Below are 21303 nucleotides of genomic sequence, written 5' to 3' on the forward strand. Positions count from 1 at the left end.
GTAACATGAAAATTAAACGTTTCTTCGCAAAAGATATGCGTACGGCTTTAAATGAAGTAAAAGAAGAGCTTGGTGCTGATGCTGTCATCATGTCTAACAAAAAGTTAGCAGATGGTGTTGAAATCGTCGCAGCAGTTGATAATGACCGTGCTGCTGCACCTGTTAAGCAAGCTCCAGCTGCCCGTGCGACTGCCTCAAACGAGGCTCCGACCCGCTTTGTCCGTCCAGAGCCTCGCCAAGCACAGCCAGCAAAACAAGCGCAAGTTGCCGATAGCTTAGCGGCATTGCTAGAGCGTCAAGCGCCGCGTCCTCGCTCACCAGAACTTGCTTCTATGTTCTCCCAGTCGGGGATTGATACAGAGCAAATGTTAAGCAGCCAACGTAAAACACAAACTGCTGCGCCGGCGTACCAAGCGAAGCCACAGCAAGCTCGTCGCCAATCTTTTGACTTTGATGATGATGGATTTGAGCAACCACAGCAGTGGAGCGAGTCTGATGAATTAGACAACGGTTTTGGTGATGATTTACCTGAGTTAAATGCCAAGCCTGACGAAATGAGTGCAATGCGCGAAGAAATGAACGCTATTCGTCAATTACTTGAACATCAAGTATCTGGTCTAATGAAACAAGAAATGGCTCGTCGCGATCCAACCCGTGCGTGCCTTGTAGATCGTCTGGAAGGAATGGGCATAGACAAAGACGTTGCAGAGCAAATGGCATGTTTTATCCCTGATGATGTGTCTCGTAAAGAAGCTTGGGACGCGCTGTTGAATATGGTAATTAACCAAATGCACACCACCAACAATGATATTCTTCGTCAAGGTGGCGTATTTGCAATGGTTGGTCCAACAGGTGTTGGCAAAACCACAACGGTTGCAAAATTAGCGGCATTAGGCGCACAAAAATACGGTGCAGATAAAGTGGCGCTAATAACCACCGATACCTATAGAATTGGCGCTTACGAGCAACTAGCTACCTATGGTAGAATCATCGGTTGTCCGGTTAAACAAGTTAAAGATGCAAATGAACTTGCAGAAGTGCTTTATCATTTACGCAATAAGCGTCTAGTATTAATAGATACGGCGGGAATGAGTCAAAGAGATTTGCGCTTAACTGAACAGTTAAATACACTTATGCGTAGCGCGAGAGTAGATATTCGTAGCTATTTAGTGTTGAGTGCGACAGCACAGATGAATGTGTTACAAGAAACAGTAAGACACTTCAAAAAAGTAAATTTAAGTGGCTGTATTTTCACAAAACTTGATGAAAGTCTAAGTTTGGGTGAGATAATTAGCATAGCGATTCAAAATCGCTTGCCAATAGGGTATCTTACCAACGGTCAGCGAGTGCCAGAAGACATTCGCGTAGCAAATGCTCAAAAGCTAGTAAAAAAGGCTGAGCAATTGTATTTAAAAAGAATAAAAGCACAGCACTCTCGACGTGTACCTGTAGCGTCAGAGTCAGTAGGAATGTATGATTAACACAGTTTTAGATCAAGCAAGTGGCCTGCGTAGAATGAGTCAAAATAGCAACCAGGGTGTAAAAGTAATAGCCGTGACCGGTGGTAAAGGTGGGGTGGGTAAAACCAATGTCTCGCTCAATACTGCCATCGCTATGGGCCAACAAGGACAGCGAGTTCTCGTTTTAGATGCGGACTTGGGCTTGGCAAACTGTGATGTGATGTTAGGGCTCCGAGTAGAAAAGAACCTTTCACATGTGTTGTCGGGTGAATGTGAACTAGATGAGATTCTCGTAGAAGGTCCCGCTGGTATCAAAATTGTGCCAGCTACTTCGGGTTCTCAAAGCATGGTGGAGTTGACTCCCGCAGAGCATGCTGGACTTATTCGCGCATTTAGCGAGCTTAACACTCAATTTGATGTTTTAATTGTTGATACCGCAGCTGGTATCTCAGATATGGTTCTGAGCTTCTCTCGAGCTGCACAAGATGTGATGGTTGTTGTGTGTGATGAACCGACTTCTATTACGGATGCTTATGCGTTGATCAAAGTTTTAAGCAGAGAGCATGGCGTTTATCGTTTTAAAATAGTTGCCAATATGGTCCGCAGTATGCGTGAAGGGCAAGAATTATTTGCTAAACTTTCAAAAGTTACAGACCGTTTTCTTGATGTAGCATTGGAATTAGTGGCCACAGTACCATTTGACGAAAACATGCGTAAGTCCTCTCGTAGACAAAGAGCAATCGTGGATTTATTTCCGAGCTCTCCAGCAGCAGTTGCAATTAAAGGACTTGCTGCCAAGGCAGTTAAATGGCCAATTCCTCATCAACCTTCCGGTCATCTAGAATTTTTCATTGAACAACTTGTAAACGGGTGATTATGGCTTCTCCGGTCAACAGAGCTGCGGGATATCAAACTTCTGACCATATCCATAAAGTGGTCGAGAGACATGCTCCACTTGTCAAAAAAGTGGCATGTCACCTGATCGCTCGGCTTCCGGCAAGTGTGCAGCTCGACGATCTAATTCAATCAGGTATGATTGGATTGATTGAAGCATCTAAAAATTTCGATGCTACTAAAGGCGCTAGTTTCGAGACCTTTGCGGGGATACGCATCCGAGGTGCAATGCTAGATGAAATCCGTCGCGGAGATTGGGCCCCTCGGTCCGTACATAAAAACAGCAGAATGGTAGCCGAAGCGATATCTGAGCTCGAATCTCTCCTTGGCCGCGAACCAAAAGACACTGAAATCGCTGAAAAACTTGATATATCTTTAGATGAGTACCATCATATTTTACATGATGTAAATGCAAGTAAAGTCATCGGCATTGAGGATCTAGGGGTTGATGAAGATGTGATAACCCCAGCAAACAGCGATTTTGCGCTAGACAAACCGTTTAATAACGTTAAAAATGAACGTTTTAACGAGTCTTTAGTAAATGCTATCAAAGCACTACCCGAAAGGGATGCTCTGGTGTTGTCACTTTACTATAACGACGAAATGAATTTGAAAGAGATTGGTGCCATCCTTGATGTCAGTGAATCTCGAGTAAGCCAAATTCACGGTCAGGCAATGATAAAGCTCAAAGCTAAAATCAATGACTGGATAAATTAGAGTACATAAAATAGTTGGGTTCGAACCTCACTGGAGGAAGTTTTGGATAAGAACATGAAGATTCTCGTGGTTGATGATTTCTCTACTATGAGAAGAATAATCAAAAACCTATTAAGAGATTTAGGCTTTACCAATGTTCAAGAAGCTGATGATGGTAGTACAGCACTTCCGATGCTACAAAATCAGGAGTTTGACTTTGTAGTAACTGATTGGAACATGCCGGGCATGCAAGGTATTGATCTGCTTCGTGCAATACGCGCAGATGAAAAGCTTAAGCACATTCCAGTGTTGATGGTTACCGCAGAAGCGAAAAAAGAACAAATTGTTGCAGCAGCGCAAGCTGGGGTGAACGGATATATTGTTAAACCGTTTACTGCAGGTACGCTCAAGACTAAGCTTGAAAAAGTATTTGAGCGACTAGGCTAAACAGCAAGGGGATATGGCCTATGTCTGTAAATGCTGCGCCGCAAATTACACTTGAACAAGCCAAGCAACTTGTTGAGCTACTAGAGCAAGGTGAACAAGAAAAAGCTGACCAGCTGATTTTAGAAGCTGCTAACAAAGAGCAATCGGAGTTATTTGCAGAAGTTGGAAAGCTAACTCGCCAATTACACGAGTCCTTGAAGAACTTTGAGCTGGATACTCGACTCTCAGATCTCACGACAGAGGCTATACCTGACGCCAAGCAGCGTCTTAATTATGTTATGGAAATGACAGAAAGCGCTGCTAATAAAACGATGGACGCGGTCGAAGAAAGCTTACCTCTTGCGCAGAATCTTGCGGATGAGTTAGCACAAATAAAGCCTACTTGGGATCGGTTGATGAGCAGAGATATTCAACTCGGTGAGTTTAAATCTCTGTGTCATGATCTCGACAGCTTTATGCAGACTTCAAAGACACGTACAGACGAATTACAAGGCTTAATGACTAATGTGCTGATGGCGCAAGACTATCAGGATTTGACTGGGCAGGTCATCCGTCGAGTCATTGAGCTTGTGAGAGAAGTAGAAGATAGTCTCATTCACCTTCTAACTGTGTTTGGTACTTCGGATGAAGCGCCTGCAGTTGCAGAAAATGCGAATGAAAACGAAATAAAAACAACTGAGACTATCAGTGATGAATTGTCTGGACCTGAAGGTCCAATTATTGACGCTGAATCGCGAGATGACGTGGTTTCTGGTCAAGACGAAGTCGATGACTTGCTATCTAGTTTAGGCTTCTAGTTGGAGAGTGTGTATGAGCTTTGAAGTCGATGAAGATATCTTGCAGGACTTTCTTGTTGAAGCAGGCGAAATATTAGAACTGTTATCTGAACAGCTTGTTGAACTAGAAAATAATCCCGAAGATAAAGAACTTCTCAATGCGATTTTCCGTGGCTTCCATACTGTTAAAGGTGGAGCAGGCTTCCTCGGTATGACCGAACTGGTTGATGCCTGTCACGGTGCAGAGAACGTGTTTGATGTACTAAGACAAGGGCAGCGAAAAGTAACGTCAGAATTAATGGATGTTATTTTGCAATCTTTGGATACGATCAACGAAATGTTCGCTTGTATTCAAAACCGAGAGGAACCCGAAGCTGCTGATCCTGTGTTGCTTGAAACCCTCCATAAACTCAGCCAACCTGCATCTGAAGACGAAGTCAGTGAAGTGATTGAGGAACCTGTTTCAGAGCCAGAATCTGTTGTACCAGATTTAAGTGCGGATGATATTCTATTCGATGCGGACGCAGATTCAGGCGATGATAGCGGCTCTAGCATTGATGAGATAACAGAAGAAGAATTTGAAAATCTATTAGATGAGTTACACGGCTCTGGTAATGCGCCTGCTGTCGCACCGGCGGCTAAACCTGAAACGGTGTCAACTGCAGATGACGGCGATATCACCGATGACGAGTTCGATAATCTCTTAGATGAACTCCATGGGGTTGGGAAATTTGGTGGAGCACCAAATGCAGAAGATGCGGCTACTTCTCAAGCCAGTGAGCCTGCGGCTAAAGCAACGTCATCAGGCGCTGCGAGTGTGCCCTCTGGAGATGAAGAAATTACCGATGATGAGTTTGAGGCTTTGCTTGACGAACTTCATGGTAAAGGCAGTGCTCCTAAAGCGGTAGATGAATCGCCGACAGATATCTCAGAAGCTGAGCCAGCTCAACCTGAGCCTGCTAAAGCTGCGCCACCTCCGAAACCTGCTCCAAAGCCTGCGCCTAAAGTTGAAGCTAAACCTGCGACTCCAGCCCCGCAAAAAGAGCCAGAGCCTGCAAAAGCTTCTGCGCCAGCAGCTGCAAAGAAACCTGCTGCGCAAGCTGAGACTACAGTGCGAGTTGATACCAAACGTCTTGATGAAATCATGAATATGGTTGGCGAATTAGTATTGGTGCGTAACCGCTTGGTTAGTTTAGCGAATAACACCAACAGCGAAAGCATGGGTAAAGCTATTTCGAACCTTGATGTAGTGACCGCAGACTTGCAGGGCGCTGTGATGAAAACGCGGATGCAGCCGATCAAAAAGGTATTTGGTCGTTTCCCTCGAGTGGTGAGGGACCTTGCGCGTAGCTTGAAAAAAGAAATCAACCTGGTTTTACAAGGTGAAGAGACAGATTTAGATAAAAACCTTGTTGAGGCGCTCGCAGATCCATTGGTTCACTTAGTGAGAAACTCAGTGGATCACGGTATTGAAATGCCTGATGTGCGCGAAGCATCGGGTAAGCCAAGAATGGGGACTGTCACGTTGTCAGCATCTCAAGAGGGGGATCATATTCTTCTCACCATCCGAGATGATGGCGCCGGTATGGATCCTGAAAAACTCAAGAAAATTGCTATAAATAAAGGCGTTATTGACTCCGATCAAGCAAGCCGATTGTCTGATACTGAAGCCTATAACTTGATCTTTGCACCTGGATTTTCAACAAAAGAACAAATTTCAGATATTTCTGGTCGCGGTGTAGGGATGGACGTTGTTAAAACGAAAATCACTCAATTGAATGGCTCGGTAAACATCCAATCAGAATTGGGTGTTGGTACCGTATTAGAGATAAAAGTGCCGCTTACACTGGCTATTTTGCCTACCTTGATGGTGGTAGTCGGAGAACAAACGTTTGCGTTACCACTTGCCGGTGTGAACGAGATCTTCCATTTAGATTTGACTAAAACGAATGTAGTTGATGGTCAATTGACTATTATAGTGAGAGAAAAGGCGATCCCGTTATTTTATCTTGAGCATTGGTTGGTAAAAGGTGCTAATAGGGGCATGAGAAAGGCTGAAGGCCATGTTGTTATTGCTCAAATCGGTACCAAGCAAGTCGGTTTTGTGGTTGATTCTCTGATAGGCCAAGAGGAAGTCGTAATCAAACCATTAGATGCTTTGTTACAAGGTACACCAGGTATGGCCGGTGCGACCATCACATCTGATGGTGGTATTGCGCTAATCCTTGATGTCCCCAACTTATTAAAACACTACGCCTAATTTTATTAGGCGTAGTTCGAATTCTAGAGCAGCATGTGCTGCTCTGCTGTAGAGCAAATTAAAGAGCGTTGCCAATGGCAGTTAAAGTGTTAGTCGTAGACGACTCCAGTTTTTTTCGTCGTCGAGTCAGTGAAATTTTAGAAAAAGACAGTGAAATCAAAGTTATAGATTTTGCAGTTAATGGAAAGGAGGCGGTTGAAAAGGCCGCTTCATTGCGTCCAGATGTCATTACTATGGACGTAGAGATGCCTGTGCTTGATGGGATCAGTGCGGTGAAGCAGATCATGCAGGCTACTCCGACCCCAATCTTAATGTTTTCTTCGTTAACTCGTGAAGGCGCTAGTGCTACGTTAGATGCACTGGATGCGGGCGCTGTAGATTTTTTACCGAAAAAGTTTGAAGACATTGCCCGCAATAGCGAAGACGCAATTAAATCGTTACAAAACAAGGTAAAGGAAATTGGCCGCCGCCGAGTTAGCCGCTTTACGCGCCCTAGTATCGCGACTCCGCCAAAGCGCGTCGAGTCTAGAGCAACTCGCGCTGACACTGGAAGAGCAACGATCCCTCAACCGGATAGAAGTTTTCAGAGACCGGTATCTGGTGGCACATCCAGTGCTGCGGGTGCTAGAGCATCAGGTAAGAAATATGGACTGGTTGCAATTGGTACATCAACAGGTGGACCCGTTGCACTGCAGACAATATTGACGCAGTTGCCAGCAAACTTTCCTCATCCAATTTTACTTATCCAGCATATGCCTGCGGCATTTACACCTGCGTTTGCAGCAAGATTAAATAGTTTATGCCAGATTAAGGTTAAAGAAGCAGAACAAGGTGATAGATTAATGCCAGGCATGGCCTATCTAGCGCCTGGCGGCAAGCAAATGCTGGTTGAAAATCGCGGTGGTAGTAAGACACTAAAAGTGTTTGAAGATGATAGTCCAAGGATCACCTATAAACCCAGCGTTGATGTGACATTTGCAAGTGTTGCAAAAGCCTATGGTGGCGACACGTTAGCGATTGTATTAACGGGGATGGGCGCTGATGGTCGAGATGGCGCTCGTATGCTAAAACAGGTTGGTGCCACCATTTGGGCGCAAGATGAAGCGACTTGTGTCGTTTATGGGATGCCTCAAGCAGTCGCTGGCGCTGGACTTTCGTCTGATAGTATCGCGCTACAAGACTTTGCTGCAAGAATTAATAAAGAAGCTGGTAACTAATAGGCTAAGCCACGATTTGGTTATTTTGCTTGAAGCTTGTAAATATCAAACGTCTAAAAAGAATGAATAACATTGAGTTGGTATAGTATCTATTGAACGCAATCAATAGTGATAAGCAAAGGAATATAGAGTGAAAATTTGGACAGTAGCAAATCAAAAAGGTGGCGTGGGTAAAACCACGACAACGGTGAGCTTAGGAGGCATTCTTGCTGAACAAGGTCATCGGGTTTTGCTTATTGATACCGATCCACATGCTTCACTTACATATTACTTTGGTATTGATTCTGAAGAGTTGGAAGTCAGTGTGTATGATATTTTTGCACGCGGCAGCAGCATGACGAGTGAAGAAATTTTACAGTCTCTTTGCCCTTCGACTATTGAAAATTTGGATATTCTGCCTGCTACTATGGCCATTGCTACGCTTGATCGTAGCATGGGTAATAAAACGGGCATGGGACTTATCTTAAAGAAATCGCTCGAAAAGATAGCGGATCAATATGACTATGCTATTTTAGACTGTCCACCAGTGCTCGGGGTATTGATGGTAAATGCATTAGCAGCGAGTGAGCGAATTTTGGTACCGGTTCAAACTGAATTTTTGGCGTTGAAGGGACTAGATAGAATGATGCGCACGATGGAGCTAATGCAGTCTTCACAGCAGAAACAGTACCAATATACTATTATTCCAACTATGTATGATAAACGGACTAAAGCGTCGTTGGAGGCGTATAAAACGTTGCTGGAAACATACAAAGATGCCGTTTGGCCAGGTGTGGTTCCCGTAGATACCAAGTTTAGGGATGCAAGCCTTGCACAACAAGTCCCTGTACAATTTTGTCCTAAATCACGAGGCGTGTTCGCTTATCGTGCACTATTGGACTATTTGAAGCAGTTAAGCTAGAGAGCATAATGAGTAAGCATTTATTTGCAAATGAGAAGGTGATGAAGCAGTATCTTGGTGCCCTGTTGCAAGAGGAGCCAGAGATTGAACAATGCGAATTATCACCAGTTGCAAAGCTACTTGAACAAGTAAAAGAACCTAAATCAGAACTTGAGGAAATAGAATCCTCAGTCGTAGTTGCAACAGAACCTCTGGAGTCAGTGAGTGAAGTTATTCAAGAACAGCCGAGTAAATTGGCTCATGATCTTGAAGTCACTGAAAATACATCTATTATCAAAGAACAGGCAACGATAGAGTCTGTTTCTGCAAGGGAAGCCTATCAAGAAGGTGAATTTCAGGCATTGTTTTTTGAAGTGGCAGGCTTAACACTGGCGGTTCCGCTGAAATCACTTGGGGGAATACACCAACTGGGCGAAGTCAATCAACTCTTTGGTAAACCTAAATGGTTTAAGGGTGTGATGCTAAATCGTGAAGAAAAACTCAATGTTGTTGATACTGCACGATGGGTGATGCCTGAAAAGTTAACGCCAGAATTAGAAGATACGCTGGATTACCAGTATTTGATTACACTTGGGGATAGTAACTGGGGACTGTTAGCAGAAAAACTAGTCAACAACTTAACCCTCAAGCCTGAAGACATAAAGTGGCGCACAGCAGATGGTAAACGGCCTTGGTTGGCTGGAGTGATTAAAGAGAAAATGTGCGCGCTGATTGATGTAGAGAATTTAAACCGTTTGCTAGAACAAGGCCTCGATAGTCGAGAGCAGTAACTAGTATATTGATGGAGTGAAACCATGAGCCAAGATAGACTACTTTCTGCAGACAAAAATGCTGATAGTAATGATGAAGTATTGCAATGGGTTACTTACAAGCTTGAAGAGGAAACTTACGGTATCAATGTAATGCAAGTACAAGAAGTGCTGCGTTACACCGAAATTGCACCAGTCCCAGGTGCACCAAGCTACGTACTCGGGATCATTAATCTGCGTGGTAACGTTGTAACGGTTATAGACACGCGAGCTAGGTTTGGTCTACAAAGTGCTGAAGTAACGGATAATTCAAGAATTGTGATTATCGAAGCCGAAAAGCAAGTTATTGGTATCTTAGTAGATAGCGTTGCTGAGGTGGTTTACTTACGTAGCTCGGAAATTGACAGCGCGCCAAACATAGGTACCGAAGAGAGCGCTAAGTTTATCCAAGGCGTATCAAATCGAGAAGGCGAGCTGTTGATCTTAGTCGATCTTAATAAGCTATTAAACGATGATGAATGGGATGAGCTGAGTCATATCTAGATGTCTGAAGTAGTAAACGCACAAACCGTTTTACTCGTTATATCAATAACCTCAAGCATACTTGCGTTAGTATGCTTGAGGTTTGTTTTTGTGCTGAGTAAAAAACTACAGAATGCGCAGGGGCAAACAGCGCAACTTTCGAGCTCACTGCAGGGGTCTGAGCAACAAATAGCAATATTACGCAGCGAAGTTGCGGAGTTACGTGCCAGTATCATGAGTATTGGTAAGCGGGTGGTCGCAACCGAGCAAGAGTTAAATGACGTTGCGAATCAGCAAGCAGCACAGAAATATGATGACCCTGACGCTAAAATGTATTCTCGCGCCGTGAAAATGGTGGAGCTTGGTGCTGATATTGAAGAGGTGATGCACGAGTGTGAGTTGCCAAGAGCTGAGGCAGAGCTGCTCATGTCTTTACATAACAAATCAAAATGATTGTCTAGGGCCTGTTGACCTTTCAAGTTTGTTTTTGCAGCAGTTTGATTGGTATTTATACAAGGCAGAGCCTGCGTAGCATAGTTATTCTATGTAAGTTAGGCGATAACACAGAAGAAATTCCAATCAAGCGCTGCCCTTTGGGTTCCCCTGAGTGCGCTTTGTTCTTTGTTGCTCAACTTTTGCCTAGATTACTAGGCGGCAAGTCGAGCGTCGCGATCAAAACACACTCAGGAGAACAAAAATCAAACAGCAAAGGTCAACAGGCCCTAGAAAGTAGGAAATTTTGGCTATGCCTTAATATCTAACTTGCCACGAAAACCTTCCCAACCAGGTGGAAACTTACCACGCATAATGTAAGAAAAAGCGATGAGTTCAGCAATCACATAGTAGAGTTCCTTTGGGATCTCTTGGTGTAACTCAAGTGCACTGAGTGTTTGTGCTAATGATTCATCCTCATGGATCATGATGTTTTTCTCTTTTGCCAGCGCAATAATTTCCTCTGCTAGTTCGCCATATCCTTTAAAGGTGACCTGAGGTGCGCTACCAGCTTCATATAACAGCCCGATTGCAGATTTTTGTGTCATTTCTTTACACCTTAATGTTGATAATTGCGTGTTCATTAGAGAACTTATCTTGAAAGCTGGCTTCTTCCCTAAGGCCTATCTCTGCGACTTGTAGCCCATGAGATGCTAACTTATGTCTGAGCGTTGCCAAATGTGGCTCTGCAAGCTGCTTGACCTGATTGGAGGTGGCTACTAATGCACATTCCAGGGCTTTATCCATCAGCTCGGCTTGGGCATGGATCTGACCTTTTTCTGCAAAATCAAAACAAAGACGAATAAACCACACAGACTTCTCCGGCATACCAGGTTTCGGCGACTTTTTATATTCACCTATTTGTAATTGTGTTTGCTGTTGCTCTTGTCCTACTTTGGTGGGAAAGAGCAGGTTAATAATTAACTGTGCTTCGCTGTCTTGTTTCGCAGAGTTGGTGGTTGTAGTTTGTGATTGTTGCGGTTGTAGTTGGTTATGCAATTGTCCTAATTCGTTTAACAGCTCTTTTGCTTGTGGTTGTTGTAGCGCTTCAGTTGTTTGCTTGGGTGAGGTCAACTTCAGTTGTGGTAGCAGCGCATCCAGTAAAGCTTGTATTTTTTGCGTTGCTTGCTCATTGCTCTGAGTTTGGTTTGCCACCTGACTACCTAATAGCGACACAATTAAACGGTCCAACATTTGTGTAAAGCTCGATTGAGCTAAACTTGTTGGCGTGTTAGCAAAGGTTGCCATGCCCAGTTGGCTTTCTAACTGGTTTTTAACGGTGAGCGCGTTGACTGAACGGTCATCAAGCAAGCGCGAAAATGCTTGATTGACTAATTTCTGCAATTCAGGCGTTTGTTTGAATGTATCTGCTTTGACGAGCTTTTCGATGGTTGCAGAAGCTTGGCGTAACATGTTTGGTGTGTTTTCTTTTTGTTCGGCCTTAGTCATGGGCAGAGTAAGCAGAGCTTCAATTACCCCTTTAGTTTGATTGCTGGTAGGCTGCGGTACTTGAGAAGGCGTAGCGGTTACTTTTGTGCCTTGTGAATGTGTTGTAGATTGCAACTGGAACGTTTTAGCCGAATCTACAGGCGCAGAACTCGCTTTACGATAAAGCGGCCGCGCTAAGACTTGTGTCAGCTGTTCAACTTGCTTATTGCTAAGCGACAGTTTACCCGTGAGAGTGTCCAATAATAAGGACAGGGCTTTTTGTTTCACCTCAAAATCAACCGGTGGCGCTTGATATTTTGGTGTTTCTGCGAGCTGGTGTTGTAAGTAACGAGCAATGGAGCTGGCTAACTTTTCGCTTTGCAAGGGGAAGTGACTTTTTTGCAACGGTAATGGTTGCTTTGCCATCAGCTCTGTAAGATTCAGTTTTATTTGGTTTGTGAGCTGTTGTAGTGGTGTGCTTGGTTTATTCTCATTGTGAGCACTTACTTTCTCACTTTGCATATACAGCACTGAGGTCGAACGACTCAAAACATGACTTTGGCCGTTCTTGACTGGGGAGTTCGCGGGCTGATCAACCTGATTTGTGAGTGGCTTCCCAAAAGGTCTTCCGATCAGTACTTGCAACGCTTTTACTACTGTTGACTTAATTTGTTGCAGATTGACTTCAAGTAACGGTTTGTCATACGCCAGCGTATGTACTGATGCTAAGCGTGACTCAAGCGGTAAGGGGGTTTCCTTATTCACTGCAGTGACTTGTTGCAGCAAAGCGCTAAGCGGCTTTATGGTCTCTACTTTTACTTGTTGTGTCGATTTTGTGATATCAATTCCATTGAAAGCCGTTTTTACTTCGCCTTTTTGCCATGTGGTTGCTGCAGGCCAGTTACTGCTTATTGGCGATAAGGTTATTGAACGGTCATGAATGTTAAGTGTTACTCCACTTGGCTGAGGCTTCACCTCAACACTGCTAAGTTGGCTAGAGATAAGTTTTGCAATCATTGACTTAGGTAAAGCCGTACTAAACAGCAAGTCTTTAAATTGATTGACGACCTGCAAGGAAACATTACTTTGTTGGGCACTAAGATGCGCAATAAGTTTGTTTTCACTTGCGAGCAATTGTGCCACGGCTTGCGGAAGCGGTATTTTTAAATCAAGCACCTTGATGTGCAATGTGGCGTCTGGCAACGTGGTTGCTGAAGACTGTACTACTGGGCTTGGCGTGTGCGTCTTTAGCGTCGTTAAAATATCAAAAAGCTGTTTTGTCAGCGTTACTTGCGCTTGTAATTTGGGCGTTTGAAAGGTGACCACCTTGCCAGTTTCATCAATACTAACCTGTGCTTCTGGAAGCAGATTGGGCTGGGTTGGAGGCTTAAGCGCTAGTTGGATAGTTTGCCAGCGGCCATCAATTGCCACATCCATTTTTAGTTTATCGTTACTAATTTGGATATTCTTCGCTGCAAACGGTTGGTTTTTGGCTAAGTCTAATCTCGATACTTCGCTATTATCTGTGCTTATCACAGATGCTGTCGTCGTATTTGTTGTAATTGGCAGCTTATTCATTATTTTAAATCAAATTTTCGCTAATCGGTCGCATCGGATTATTCGTATTACCATACCATTATGTTAGACTAACGCCCAATTTTAGGTAAAGAGAAGCCCAAGTTTGCTAGAGATAGACGCCGTCACTTGTACCAAACAAGATAGATGCTTGTTTGACTCATTAAGTTTCACTCTCCATGCGGGGCAGATCATGCAAATTGAAGGCCCAAATGGTGCCGGAAAAACCTCTTTGTTGAGGATCATTGCTGGGTTCGCCAGAGCGGATGAAGGGCAGATCCGCTACAACAGCACTGATATCCGCGATGATTATGATTCATTCGCTGCCGATTTATTATTTATTGGTCATAAGACAGGTGTCAATCAACAACTTAGTGCCTACGAAAATGTTCAACATTGGCTTATGGTTCACGGCGCTCAGGCAGATGAAGAAGAAGTCTATACACTGCTTGCTAAGCTCGGCTTAATCGGACTTGAAGATGTACCTGTGCGGACATTGTCGGCAGGCCAACAGCGCCGTGTTGCATTAGTACGTTTGTGGCTTAATCAAGCCAAGCTTTGGGTGCTAGATGAACCATTTACTGCGCTGGATAAAAAAGGGGTCGCCATGTTGCAAACCCAGTTCCAGTCTCATCTCGACAAGGGGGGCGCCATTTTATTGACGACCCACCAAGATCTCACCGCACATTTTGCACAGTTACAAACCTTGGCGTTGGAGTACCGTTTGTAATGCAGACTCAACATTCTTATTGGTTAGCTTTTAAATCGGTTTATGCCAAAGATGTGACCTTGGCCTTTAGACAACGCGCTGAGATAGTCAATCCTTTGTTGTTTTTCCTTATCGTGATCACCTTATTTCCGTTAGCAATTGGGCCTGAACCTGCGCTGCTTACCAGAATGGCTCCGGGTATTATTTGGGTAGCGGCGCTTTTATCGACTATGTTAGGTCTAGATAAATTATTTAGGGACGATTACAACGACGGCTCATTAGAGCAATTGATTGCTTCACCTTATCCATTATCGCTATCAGTATTAGCAAAAGTAGCAGCGCATTGGACAGTCAGTGGTTTGCCAATGGTGGTGCTTGCGCCCTTGTTCGCGCTGTTAATGAATCTCGAGTCGCAATCTCTCAATGCGACTGTATTGACCTTACTGATAGGTACACCGTTATTAAGTTTTATTGGGGCCATTGGCGCAGGACTCACCGTTGCATTGCAAAAGGGTGGCATTTTAATGAGTTTACTCGTCCTTCCGCTTTATATCCCCGTATTGATTTTTGCAACGTCCGCCATAGATACCAGTAGCATGTCTTTAGCGTATGGTGGTCAGCTTGCAATCCTTGGTGCGATGCTTGCCGTCGCAATTGTTGCCGCACCAATTGCCATATCGTCAGCTTTAAGAGTGAGTGTAAGTTAAAATGTGGAAGTGGTTACATCCTTATGCCAAAGCGGAGCGTGCTTACCAATTGTGTAACACCTTGCTTCCTTACTTTGCCGTGATTGCGGTAGTGGGCTTAATTGTTGGATGGGTTTGGGGGTTAGCCTATGCGCCAGCCGACTACCAACAAAAAGACAGCTATCGTATTATCTTTATTCATGTGCCATCGGCTATCTGGTCAATGGGCGCATACTCGTCTATGGCTATTGCAGCGATTGTTGCCTTGGTATGGCAAATTCGTAATGCTGAACTGGCGGTTATTGCCATTGCTCCTATTGGTGCGGCAATGACCGCGATTGCGTTAATCACCGGTGCGGCTTGGGGTAAACCTATGTGGGGCGCTTGGTGGGTCTGGGATGCAAGATTGACGTCAGAGCTTATCCTACTGTTTTTGTATTTTGGTGTTTTGTCTCTATATCACGCCTTTGAAGATAAAAAATCAGGTGGTAGAGCTGCCTGTATTCTTGCCATTGTCGGGGTCGTTAATCTGCCTATTATTCATTTCTCGGTAGAGTGGTGGAATACGCTGCATCAGGGATCAACTATCACCAAATTTGATACGTCAGCGATTGATCCTTCTATGTTGTGGCCTTTGTTGATCAACATAGTGGCGTTTGCTGGTGTGCTTGGCGTGGTTACGCTAATTCGTTTGAAAAATGAAATTTTACGAAGCGAGCAACACCGTCCTTGGGTCCGCGAATTAGTGAATAGGGGTTAATCATGCAGTTTGAATCCTTCAGTGAATTTTTAGCCATGGGTGGCTATGGCTTTTATGTTTGGCTCTCATTCGGCTCATGTGCATTAATACTGGCTGGTATGTTAGTCGGCTCTATCTTGGATGGTAAGAAGCTAAAGCAAGCAGTTAAAGCGCAAATGGCAAGAGAAGCACGGATTAAAAAAGCAAAAGAGGAGTCGCAAGCATGAATCCTAGACGCAAAAAGAGATTATTCACCGTTGCTGCCGTAATCTTTGGTATTGGCGCAGCGGTTGGGCTTACGCTTTATGCACTACAAGAAAATATTAATTTGTTTTACACGCCGAGCGAGCTTGTTGAAGGTAAAGGTGAGTTAAAAGAAATCCCGCAAATTGGCCAGAAGCTGCGTATTGGCGGTATGGTTGTGCCAGGTTCAGTGGTGCGTGATGAAACGTCTTTAGATGTGTCATTTAAACTTATCGACACCGGCCCTATGGTTACTATTCGTTACAAAGGCATCCTTCCTGACCTATTCCGTGAAGGCCAAGGTATTGTAGCGCAAGGGACGTTAGTTGAGTCTAATGTAGTTGAAGCGTTTGAAGTACTTGCCAAGCATGATGAAGAGTATATGCCATCAGAAGTGGCTGAAGCCGTGAAAGGCATTAAACACGAAAAGCCAAAATATAATTTAAACAGCGAGAACTAAAATGGTCCCAGAAATAGGTTACTTCGCCTTAGTTCTGGCGATGGCATTGAGCTTATTACTGTGTATTTTCCCATTGTGGGGGGCTTATACGGGTAATTTGAGGCTGATGAAAGCCGCTCCTTCACTGGCCATTGGTCAGTGTATTCTTGTGGTGTTCTCATTTATGGTACTGATCTACATCACGTTAATGGATGACTTTACGGTTGCGTATGTGGCGCATCATTCGAGCAGTACTTTACCTTGGTATTATAAAATCACCTCAACATGGGGTGGACACGAAGGCGCAATTTTACTGTGGTTGGTAATGCAATCCATGTGGACCATGCTGGTTGCTGTGATGTCAAAGTCGCTACCGTGGGTATTGCGAGCGCGTGTGTTAGGCGTACTTGGCTTTTTAGGGGTGGGTTTTATGCTCTATACCCTGTGGATGTCGAGCCCGTTTGAGCGTTTGCTTCCTTACTTCCCTGTTGAAGGGCGTGATTTGAATCCATTATTGCAAGACCCAGGTATGATCATTCACCCGCCGCTCCTTTATATGGGTTATGTTGGCTTATCTGTGTCTTTCTCTTTTGCAATTGCTGCGCTTTTAACTGGTAAACTTGATAATACTTGGGCTAAATGGTCTCGTCCTTGGACAATGGCCGCATGGGGCTTTCTTACTCTTGGCATTACAATTGGTAGTTGGTGGGCGTACTCAGAGCTTGGCTGGGGCGGTTGGTGGTTCTGGGATCCGGTGGAAAACGCTTCACTGATGCCTTGGCTTGTTGCAACCGCTTTATTGCATTCACTCGCAGTAACGGAAAAACGTGGTGTGTTTAAGTCTTGGACAGTACTACTTGCTATCACCGCGTTTAGTTTATGTTTACTGGGTACCTTTATCGTTCGCTCAGGCATTATCGTATCGGTGCATGCGTTTGCAACCGATCCTGACCGTGGTTTATATATCCTGTCATTCTTAGCTGTGGTTGTGGGTGGCAGCTTAGCGCTTTACGCACTGCGCGTAGCTCAAGTATATAGCGAAGGGCGTTATCAATTCATTTCGCGTGAAGTAGCGCTATGGATCAACAATATCTTCTTAGTGGTTGCGACCTTGATTGTATTATTGGGCACGCTATTGCCTATGATCCACAAAGAGTTGGGCTTAGGCTCGATTTCTATTGGCGTACCTTTCTTTAACCAAATGTTTGCGATATTAATCGTGCCGTTCGCGATTTTGCTGGGTTTAGCCCCTATGCTGCGCTGGAAACAAAATAAAATGCCGCCACTAGTGAAAAAATGGGCTGTATTGATTGCGGTGAGTTTAGTGCTCACCGCGACGTGGTTGTACTCGAGCTACGAAGTGGTGGCACCACTAACGTTCGTTGCGACAGCGCTGGCTGTGTGGATAAGTGTGGCTACTGCTGCTGACTTATTTAATAAAGTGACTGTTCACCCAAGTGTTGCGATCGGCTTTAAAAAGCTAGGATTGAGCTATTGGGCAATGGTACTCGGGCACATTGGTATTGCCTTTGTTATCGCGTCGGTGACGCTAACTTCAGCATACTCAGTTGAGCGCTCCGTGAGCATGAAACCCGGTGAAACGGCGATGCTAAACGAGTACGAATATCGCTTTGATGGCGTAAAAGAAATTCGAGGCCCGAACTACGGTGGTCATGCTGGCGTAGTGACGGTATTCAAAAATGGTAAAAAAGTCACCGAGCTGCATGCAGAAAAACGCCGTTATGATGTAGGGATGCAGTTTATGACCGAAGCCGCTATTGATGATGGTTTCTTCCGTGATTTATATTTAGCACTCGGCGAGCCGCTTTCTGCAGGCGCGTGGTCGCTTAGGATCTATCACAAACCATACGTACGCTGGATGTGGCTAGGTGGGCTACTTATCTCTTTTGCCGGCTTCATTGTGCTTGCGGATAAACGCTACCGCAACCGCGTTAAAAAATCATCCCAAGTGGAGGCTTAACATGAACCGCAAGTTATTAGGTTTAGCGCCTTTTTTGATATTTATTTTCCTTTGTGTGTTTTTGTACCAAGGACTATTTGGTAATCCAAGAGAACTTCAGACAGGCCGTTTAGGACACACTATGCCTGAGTTTTCTTTACCCGATCTAATGGATAGTGATAAAACTTGGACCGCCGACTCGCTTAAGGGTGAAGTCTACTTGATGAACGTATGGGGCACTTGGTGCCCAACGTGTATCGCTGAGCTAGGTTATTTAACTGAGCTTAGAGAGCGTGGCGTGAAAATAATAGGCCTGTATTACGAGCAGGCTTATGACCCTGATTTTGGCGACCAGTTTGATATCAATGCACTAAGACAAGATGTCAATAACATGCTGAGTCGTGCTGGTAACCCATACCAATTTAACATTCTTGATTTGGAGCGTACATTAGCACTGGATCTAGGTGTTTCAGGCGCGCCAGAGACTTTTTTGGTAGATAAGCAAGGTAAGATTTTGTTGCATCATACTGGCGACATCAATGAACGCGTGTGGCGCACTAAGTTTGCGGCAATCTATCAGGAGTTGGCGCAATGAAATATGTAATTGTTTTGATTTTAATGATGATTACTGCAGCGGCGCAAGCAACAGAAGACAAATATAATTTTGCTACAGCGGAACGTGAGCAGACTTTCCGAGAGCTGACACATGAGCTACGTTGCCCTAAATGCCAGAACCAAAACATTGCAGATTCAGATGCCGTCGTAGCCAAAGACCTGCGTGACAAAGTCATCGCATTGGTTAATGAAGGTCAGTCTAAGCAAGAGGTCATTGATTATATGATCGACCGCTATGGCTATTTCGTTCATTATCAACCACCTGTTACGCCTGCAACAATCGTACTTTGGGTACTGCCAGTGGCAATCATTATTTTAGGTTTCGGCTTTATTATATTTCGTCAAAAACGCGCTGCGAAAAAACAAGATTGGAATGCCGCAGACGAACAAAAGCTAGCTGAGCTCATTAATCAATATCAACGTCAGGAGCGTGAGCAGTGAGCGAATTCTCGACAGATTTAACTCAAATGTGGTTTTTGTTTCTTCTGCTAGGCATATTTGCCGGTCTGTTTGTGGTTTTTCCGTTTATTAAAAAGGAAAAGCGCGTCACGGTTGATCACGATGCGAACGCCGAGCGTATCGATATTTTTCATCAGCGTTTGGAAGAGTTAAAAGAAGAGCTTGCTAATCAGCGTATCGAAAAAGACAGTTATAATGAATCTGTGGTTGAACTCAAGCGTCGCTTATTGAACGAGTTATCGCCTGAACAATCATTGACGAGTCGTGGTGACAACCGTGTATTAGCGCTGACAGGTATTGCTTTTATGGTGCTGGTGACAGGTGTCTTTTATTACTATACGGGTAGCCACAGGCAAATAGCTAGCTGGCATGAAGCCGTTGAAAAGTTACCTGAGTATGGTGAGCGTGCAGTAATGCAATCTGGAGAGCCGCTAAATGCCAACGAGCTACAAGCATTTGCGCTGGGACTAAGAACTAAACTAGCAACCGCTGGCGACGATGCAGTTGCATGGATGTTACTTGGTCGTGTTGCAATGTCACTTAGTGACTTTGAGATGGCGATGCAGGCATTTGATAAAGCACTCGTGATGCAACCTAATAACAATAATGTTCTGGTGAATTATAGCCAAGCATTATTGATAGAGGGCTCAGAGCCAAGTATGAATCGCGCGGCCAGAATGTTGTCAAAAGTGCTCAAGAATGATCCAACGAATATTGATGCGATTAGCTTGCTGGCGTTAATTGCCTATGAACGTCAAGATTGGAAAGAGTCAAAAGCCGCTTTTGAAGTCTTGTTGTCACAATTAACCAAAGATGATCCGCGTTATGAGATGATCGCAGGGCGGATTGCTGAAATCGAGCAAAAGTTGGGTCAACAAACAGATGAACCAGTAGCTGTAAAAGCTGGTATTGTCGCTACTGTAACCATTTCAGCTGAGTTACAGAACAAGATTCCAAAGGACAGCACTTTGTTCGTTTTTGCAAAAGCGGCTGAAGGCCCAGCCATGCCATTGGCGGTCGCCAAAATTACAAACTTTAACTTGCCAATGACGGTAAACCTAGATGATAGTATGGCAATGATGCCTGAATTAACCTTGTCGAAATTTTCTCAAGTTACGGTCACCGCACGTATTTCTAATGATGGTTCAGTAATGCCTTCAGATGGAGAACTAGAGGGTGCTTCAAGCGTAATTGAACTTCAACAAGGCGAAAATCAGCTCACTGTCGAGATTAGTCGTGTCTTAACAAATACAGGGAAATAAATGCTTAAAGCTGTGCTCACAGGTTTACTTGCGCTGACCGTTGTCGGTTGTGCGCAAGTACCCGAAGAGAAAAAGGATCCACGAGATCCATTTCAATCACTTAACCGTCCACTTTATGACTTCAATATGGATGTGTTGGACGCCTATATCTTACGGCCTGTTGCTAAAGGATATGTTGCGGTGACTCCCGCTCCTGTGCGCAGTAGTGTGGTTAATTTCACCACCAACATCGCCGCGCCGACCGATGCAGTAAACGCGGCATTGCAGGGCAAGCCTGATCATATGGCAATCAATGTTGCTCGCTTTTTAGTTAATTCTACGGTCGGTATTTTTGGCTTGTTTGATGTTGCGAAAACACTTGGCCTTGAGCTTAAAGACGAAGATTTTGGCCAAACCCTTGGGGTGTGGGGCGTTGGTGATGGTGCGTATATTATGATCCCAGCTATGGGACCGACGACCGCGAGAAACTTAACGGGTGATGTAGTCGATAACTTTGTCTTGCCAGAAATTGCACTCACTACGCCACAAACAGTATTAGTGTTTGCGCTGCGTGCGGTTGAAGCAAGAGCGGCTTTGATGTCACAAGAAAAGCTGCTAAATGAGTCGCTTGATCCATACACTTTCTTAAAGGATGTATACTATCAACGTCAATTGTACGAGCTATTTGATGGCAACCCGCCAATGGAAGAAGAGCCGGATGATTTTGATGAGAACTTTTTAGAGAACCTGTAAAAATAAAGGTCGGCAATCGCCGACCTTTTCGTTATTTTTGCG

General features: G+C 44.4%; 23 protein-coding genes. 21 read left to right on the forward strand and 2 right to left on the reverse strand.

Going from position 1 to position 21303, the window contains the following annotated elements; genetic code table 11:
• Positions 1-5 precede the first annotated feature (5 nt).
• The 11 genes from flhF (at position 6) to DS891_RS00960 (ending at position 10375) form a co-directional block, all read left to right on the forward strand.
• The gene (gene flhF, locus DS891_RS00910) at positions 6-1481 is read left to right on the forward strand and encodes a flagellar biosynthesis protein FlhF (RefSeq protein ID WP_174168558.1); all 1476 of its coding nucleotides are present in this window, start codon (positions 6-8) and stop codon (positions 1479-1481) included.
• On the forward strand, positions 1474-2334 hold the full coding sequence (locus DS891_RS00915) for a MinD/ParA family protein (RefSeq protein WP_010606369.1): 861 nt from the start codon (positions 1474-1476) through the stop codon (positions 2332-2334). The genes flhF and DS891_RS00915 overlap by 8 nt, the downstream gene beginning before the upstream one ends.
• Positions 2335-2336: 2 nt before the next feature.
• A complete protein-coding gene (locus DS891_RS00920; protein ID WP_010369105.1) occupies positions 2337-3071 on the forward strand; it encodes an RNA polymerase sigma factor FliA in 735 nt (244 codons plus the stop codon).
• Positions 3072-3113: 42 nt separating this feature from the next.
• Positions 3114-3497 (forward strand): chemotaxis response regulator CheY, encoded by a 384-nt coding sequence (gene cheY, locus DS891_RS00925; RefSeq protein ID WP_010369104.1) that lies wholly within the window; start codon positions 3114-3116, stop codon positions 3495-3497.
• A 20-nt stretch (positions 3498-3517) separates the two neighbouring features.
• Complete coding sequence (locus DS891_RS00930; RefSeq protein WP_010606370.1) at positions 3518-4294, forward strand: protein phosphatase CheZ; 777 nt, start codon at positions 3518-3520, stop codon at positions 4292-4294.
• Positions 4295-4307: 13 nt separating this feature from the next.
• On the forward strand, positions 4308-6533 hold the full coding sequence (locus tag DS891_RS00935; protein WP_010606371.1) for a chemotaxis protein CheA: 2226 nt from the start codon (positions 4308-4310) through the stop codon (positions 6531-6533).
• A 74-nt stretch (positions 6534-6607) separates the two neighbouring features.
• The gene (locus tag DS891_RS00940) at positions 6608-7750 is read left to right on the forward strand and encodes a chemotaxis response regulator protein-glutamate methylesterase (RefSeq protein WP_010606372.1); all 1143 of its coding nucleotides are present in this window, start codon (positions 6608-6610) and stop codon (positions 7748-7750) included.
• A gap of 130 nt (positions 7751-7880) precedes the next feature.
• Positions 7881-8651, forward strand: coding sequence for a ParA family protein (locus DS891_RS00945; RefSeq protein ID WP_010606373.1), 771 nt, complete (start codon positions 7881-7883; stop codon positions 8649-8651).
• 8 nt (positions 8652-8659) lie between these two features.
• Entirely contained in the window at positions 8660-9421 is a 762-nt protein-coding gene (locus tag DS891_RS00950; RefSeq protein ID WP_102056491.1) for a chemotaxis protein CheW, read from the forward strand.
• A 24-nt stretch (positions 9422-9445) separates the two neighbouring features.
• The gene (locus DS891_RS00955; protein ID WP_102056492.1) at positions 9446-9943 is read left to right on the forward strand and encodes a chemotaxis protein CheW; all 498 of its coding nucleotides are present in this window, start codon (positions 9446-9448) and stop codon (positions 9941-9943) included.
• Positions 9944-10375, forward strand: a complete 432-nt coding sequence (locus tag DS891_RS00960) for a DUF2802 domain-containing protein (protein WP_102056493.1) — start codon at positions 9944-9946, stop codon at positions 10373-10375. It abuts the gene before it with no gap.
• A gap of 290 nt (positions 10376-10665) precedes the next feature.
• Here the strand turns inward: DS891_RS00960 and DS891_RS00965 are convergent, their stop codons facing one another.
• Together DS891_RS00965 and DS891_RS00970 are read right to left on the reverse strand one after the other, a co-directional pair.
• Positions 10666-10962, reverse strand: coding sequence for an EscU/YscU/HrcU family type III secretion system export apparatus switch protein (locus DS891_RS00965; RefSeq protein ID WP_174168559.1), 297 nt, complete (start codon positions 10960-10962; stop codon positions 10666-10668).
• A 4-nt stretch (positions 10963-10966) separates the two neighbouring features.
• On the reverse strand, positions 10967-13420 hold the full coding sequence (locus DS891_RS00970; RefSeq protein WP_174168560.1) for a flagellar hook-length control protein FliK: 2454 nt from the start codon (positions 13418-13420) through the stop codon (positions 10967-10969).
• 103 nt (positions 13421-13523) lie between these two features.
• On the opposite strand from DS891_RS00970, the gene ccmA reads away from it, so the two are divergent.
• From ccmA to DS891_RS01020, 10 genes are read left to right on the forward strand one after another with little or no spacing between them, the layout of a single operon-like run.
• Positions 13524-14147 (forward strand): cytochrome c biogenesis heme-transporting ATPase CcmA, encoded by a 624-nt coding sequence (gene ccmA, locus DS891_RS00975; RefSeq protein ID WP_081489968.1) that lies wholly within the window; start codon positions 13524-13526, stop codon positions 14145-14147.
• Complete coding sequence (gene ccmB / locus DS891_RS00980; RefSeq protein WP_010606377.1) at positions 14147-14833, forward strand: heme exporter protein CcmB; 687 nt, start codon at positions 14147-14149, stop codon at positions 14831-14833. The genes ccmA and ccmB overlap by 1 nt, the downstream gene beginning before the upstream one ends.
• A 1-nt stretch (position 14834) precedes the next feature.
• Positions 14835-15572: a heme ABC transporter permease gene (locus tag DS891_RS00985; RefSeq protein ID WP_010369087.1), complete on the forward strand. Its 738-nt coding sequence runs from the start codon at positions 14835-14837 to the stop codon at positions 15570-15572.
• Positions 15573-15574: 2 nt separating this feature from the next.
• Positions 15575-15778 carry a heme exporter protein CcmD gene (gene ccmD / locus DS891_RS00990; protein WP_010606378.1) on the forward strand — a complete coding sequence of 68 codons (204 nt, stop codon included), beginning with the start codon at positions 15575-15577 and terminating at the stop codon, positions 15776-15778.
• Positions 15775-16254, forward strand: a complete 480-nt coding sequence (gene ccmE / locus DS891_RS00995) for a cytochrome c maturation protein CcmE (protein WP_010606379.1) — start codon at positions 15775-15777, stop codon at positions 16252-16254. Before ccmD ends, ccmE begins: the two co-directional genes overlap by 4 nt.
• A 1-nt stretch (position 16255) precedes the next feature.
• Positions 16256-18214 carry a heme lyase CcmF/NrfE family subunit gene (locus DS891_RS01000; protein WP_174168561.1) on the forward strand — a complete coding sequence of 653 codons (1959 nt, stop codon included), beginning with the start codon at positions 16256-16258 and terminating at the stop codon, positions 18212-18214.
• Position 18215: 1 nt separating this feature from the next.
• Positions 18216-18788: a redoxin family protein gene (locus DS891_RS01005; protein WP_174168562.1), complete on the forward strand. Its 573-nt coding sequence runs from the start codon at positions 18216-18218 to the stop codon at positions 18786-18788.
• A complete protein-coding gene (locus DS891_RS01010) occupies positions 18785-19249 on the forward strand; it encodes a cytochrome c-type biogenesis protein (protein WP_174168563.1) in 465 nt (154 codons plus the stop codon). The genes DS891_RS01005 and DS891_RS01010 overlap by 4 nt, the downstream gene beginning before the upstream one ends.
• Entirely contained in the window at positions 19246-20529 is a 1284-nt protein-coding gene (gene ccmI, locus DS891_RS01015) for a c-type cytochrome biogenesis protein CcmI (RefSeq protein WP_102056498.1), read from the forward strand. The genes DS891_RS01010 and ccmI overlap by 4 nt, the downstream gene beginning before the upstream one ends.
• Positions 20530-21261, forward strand: coding sequence for a VacJ family lipoprotein (locus DS891_RS01020; RefSeq protein WP_130126584.1), 732 nt, complete (start codon positions 20530-20532; stop codon positions 21259-21261).
• The last annotated feature ends 42 nt before the right edge of the window (positions 21262-21303 follow it).

Origin of the sequence: Pseudoalteromonas sp. JC28 (assembly GCF_013319255.1) — a bacterium.
Lineage (GTDB): Bacteria > Pseudomonadota > Gammaproteobacteria > Enterobacterales > Alteromonadaceae > Pseudoalteromonas.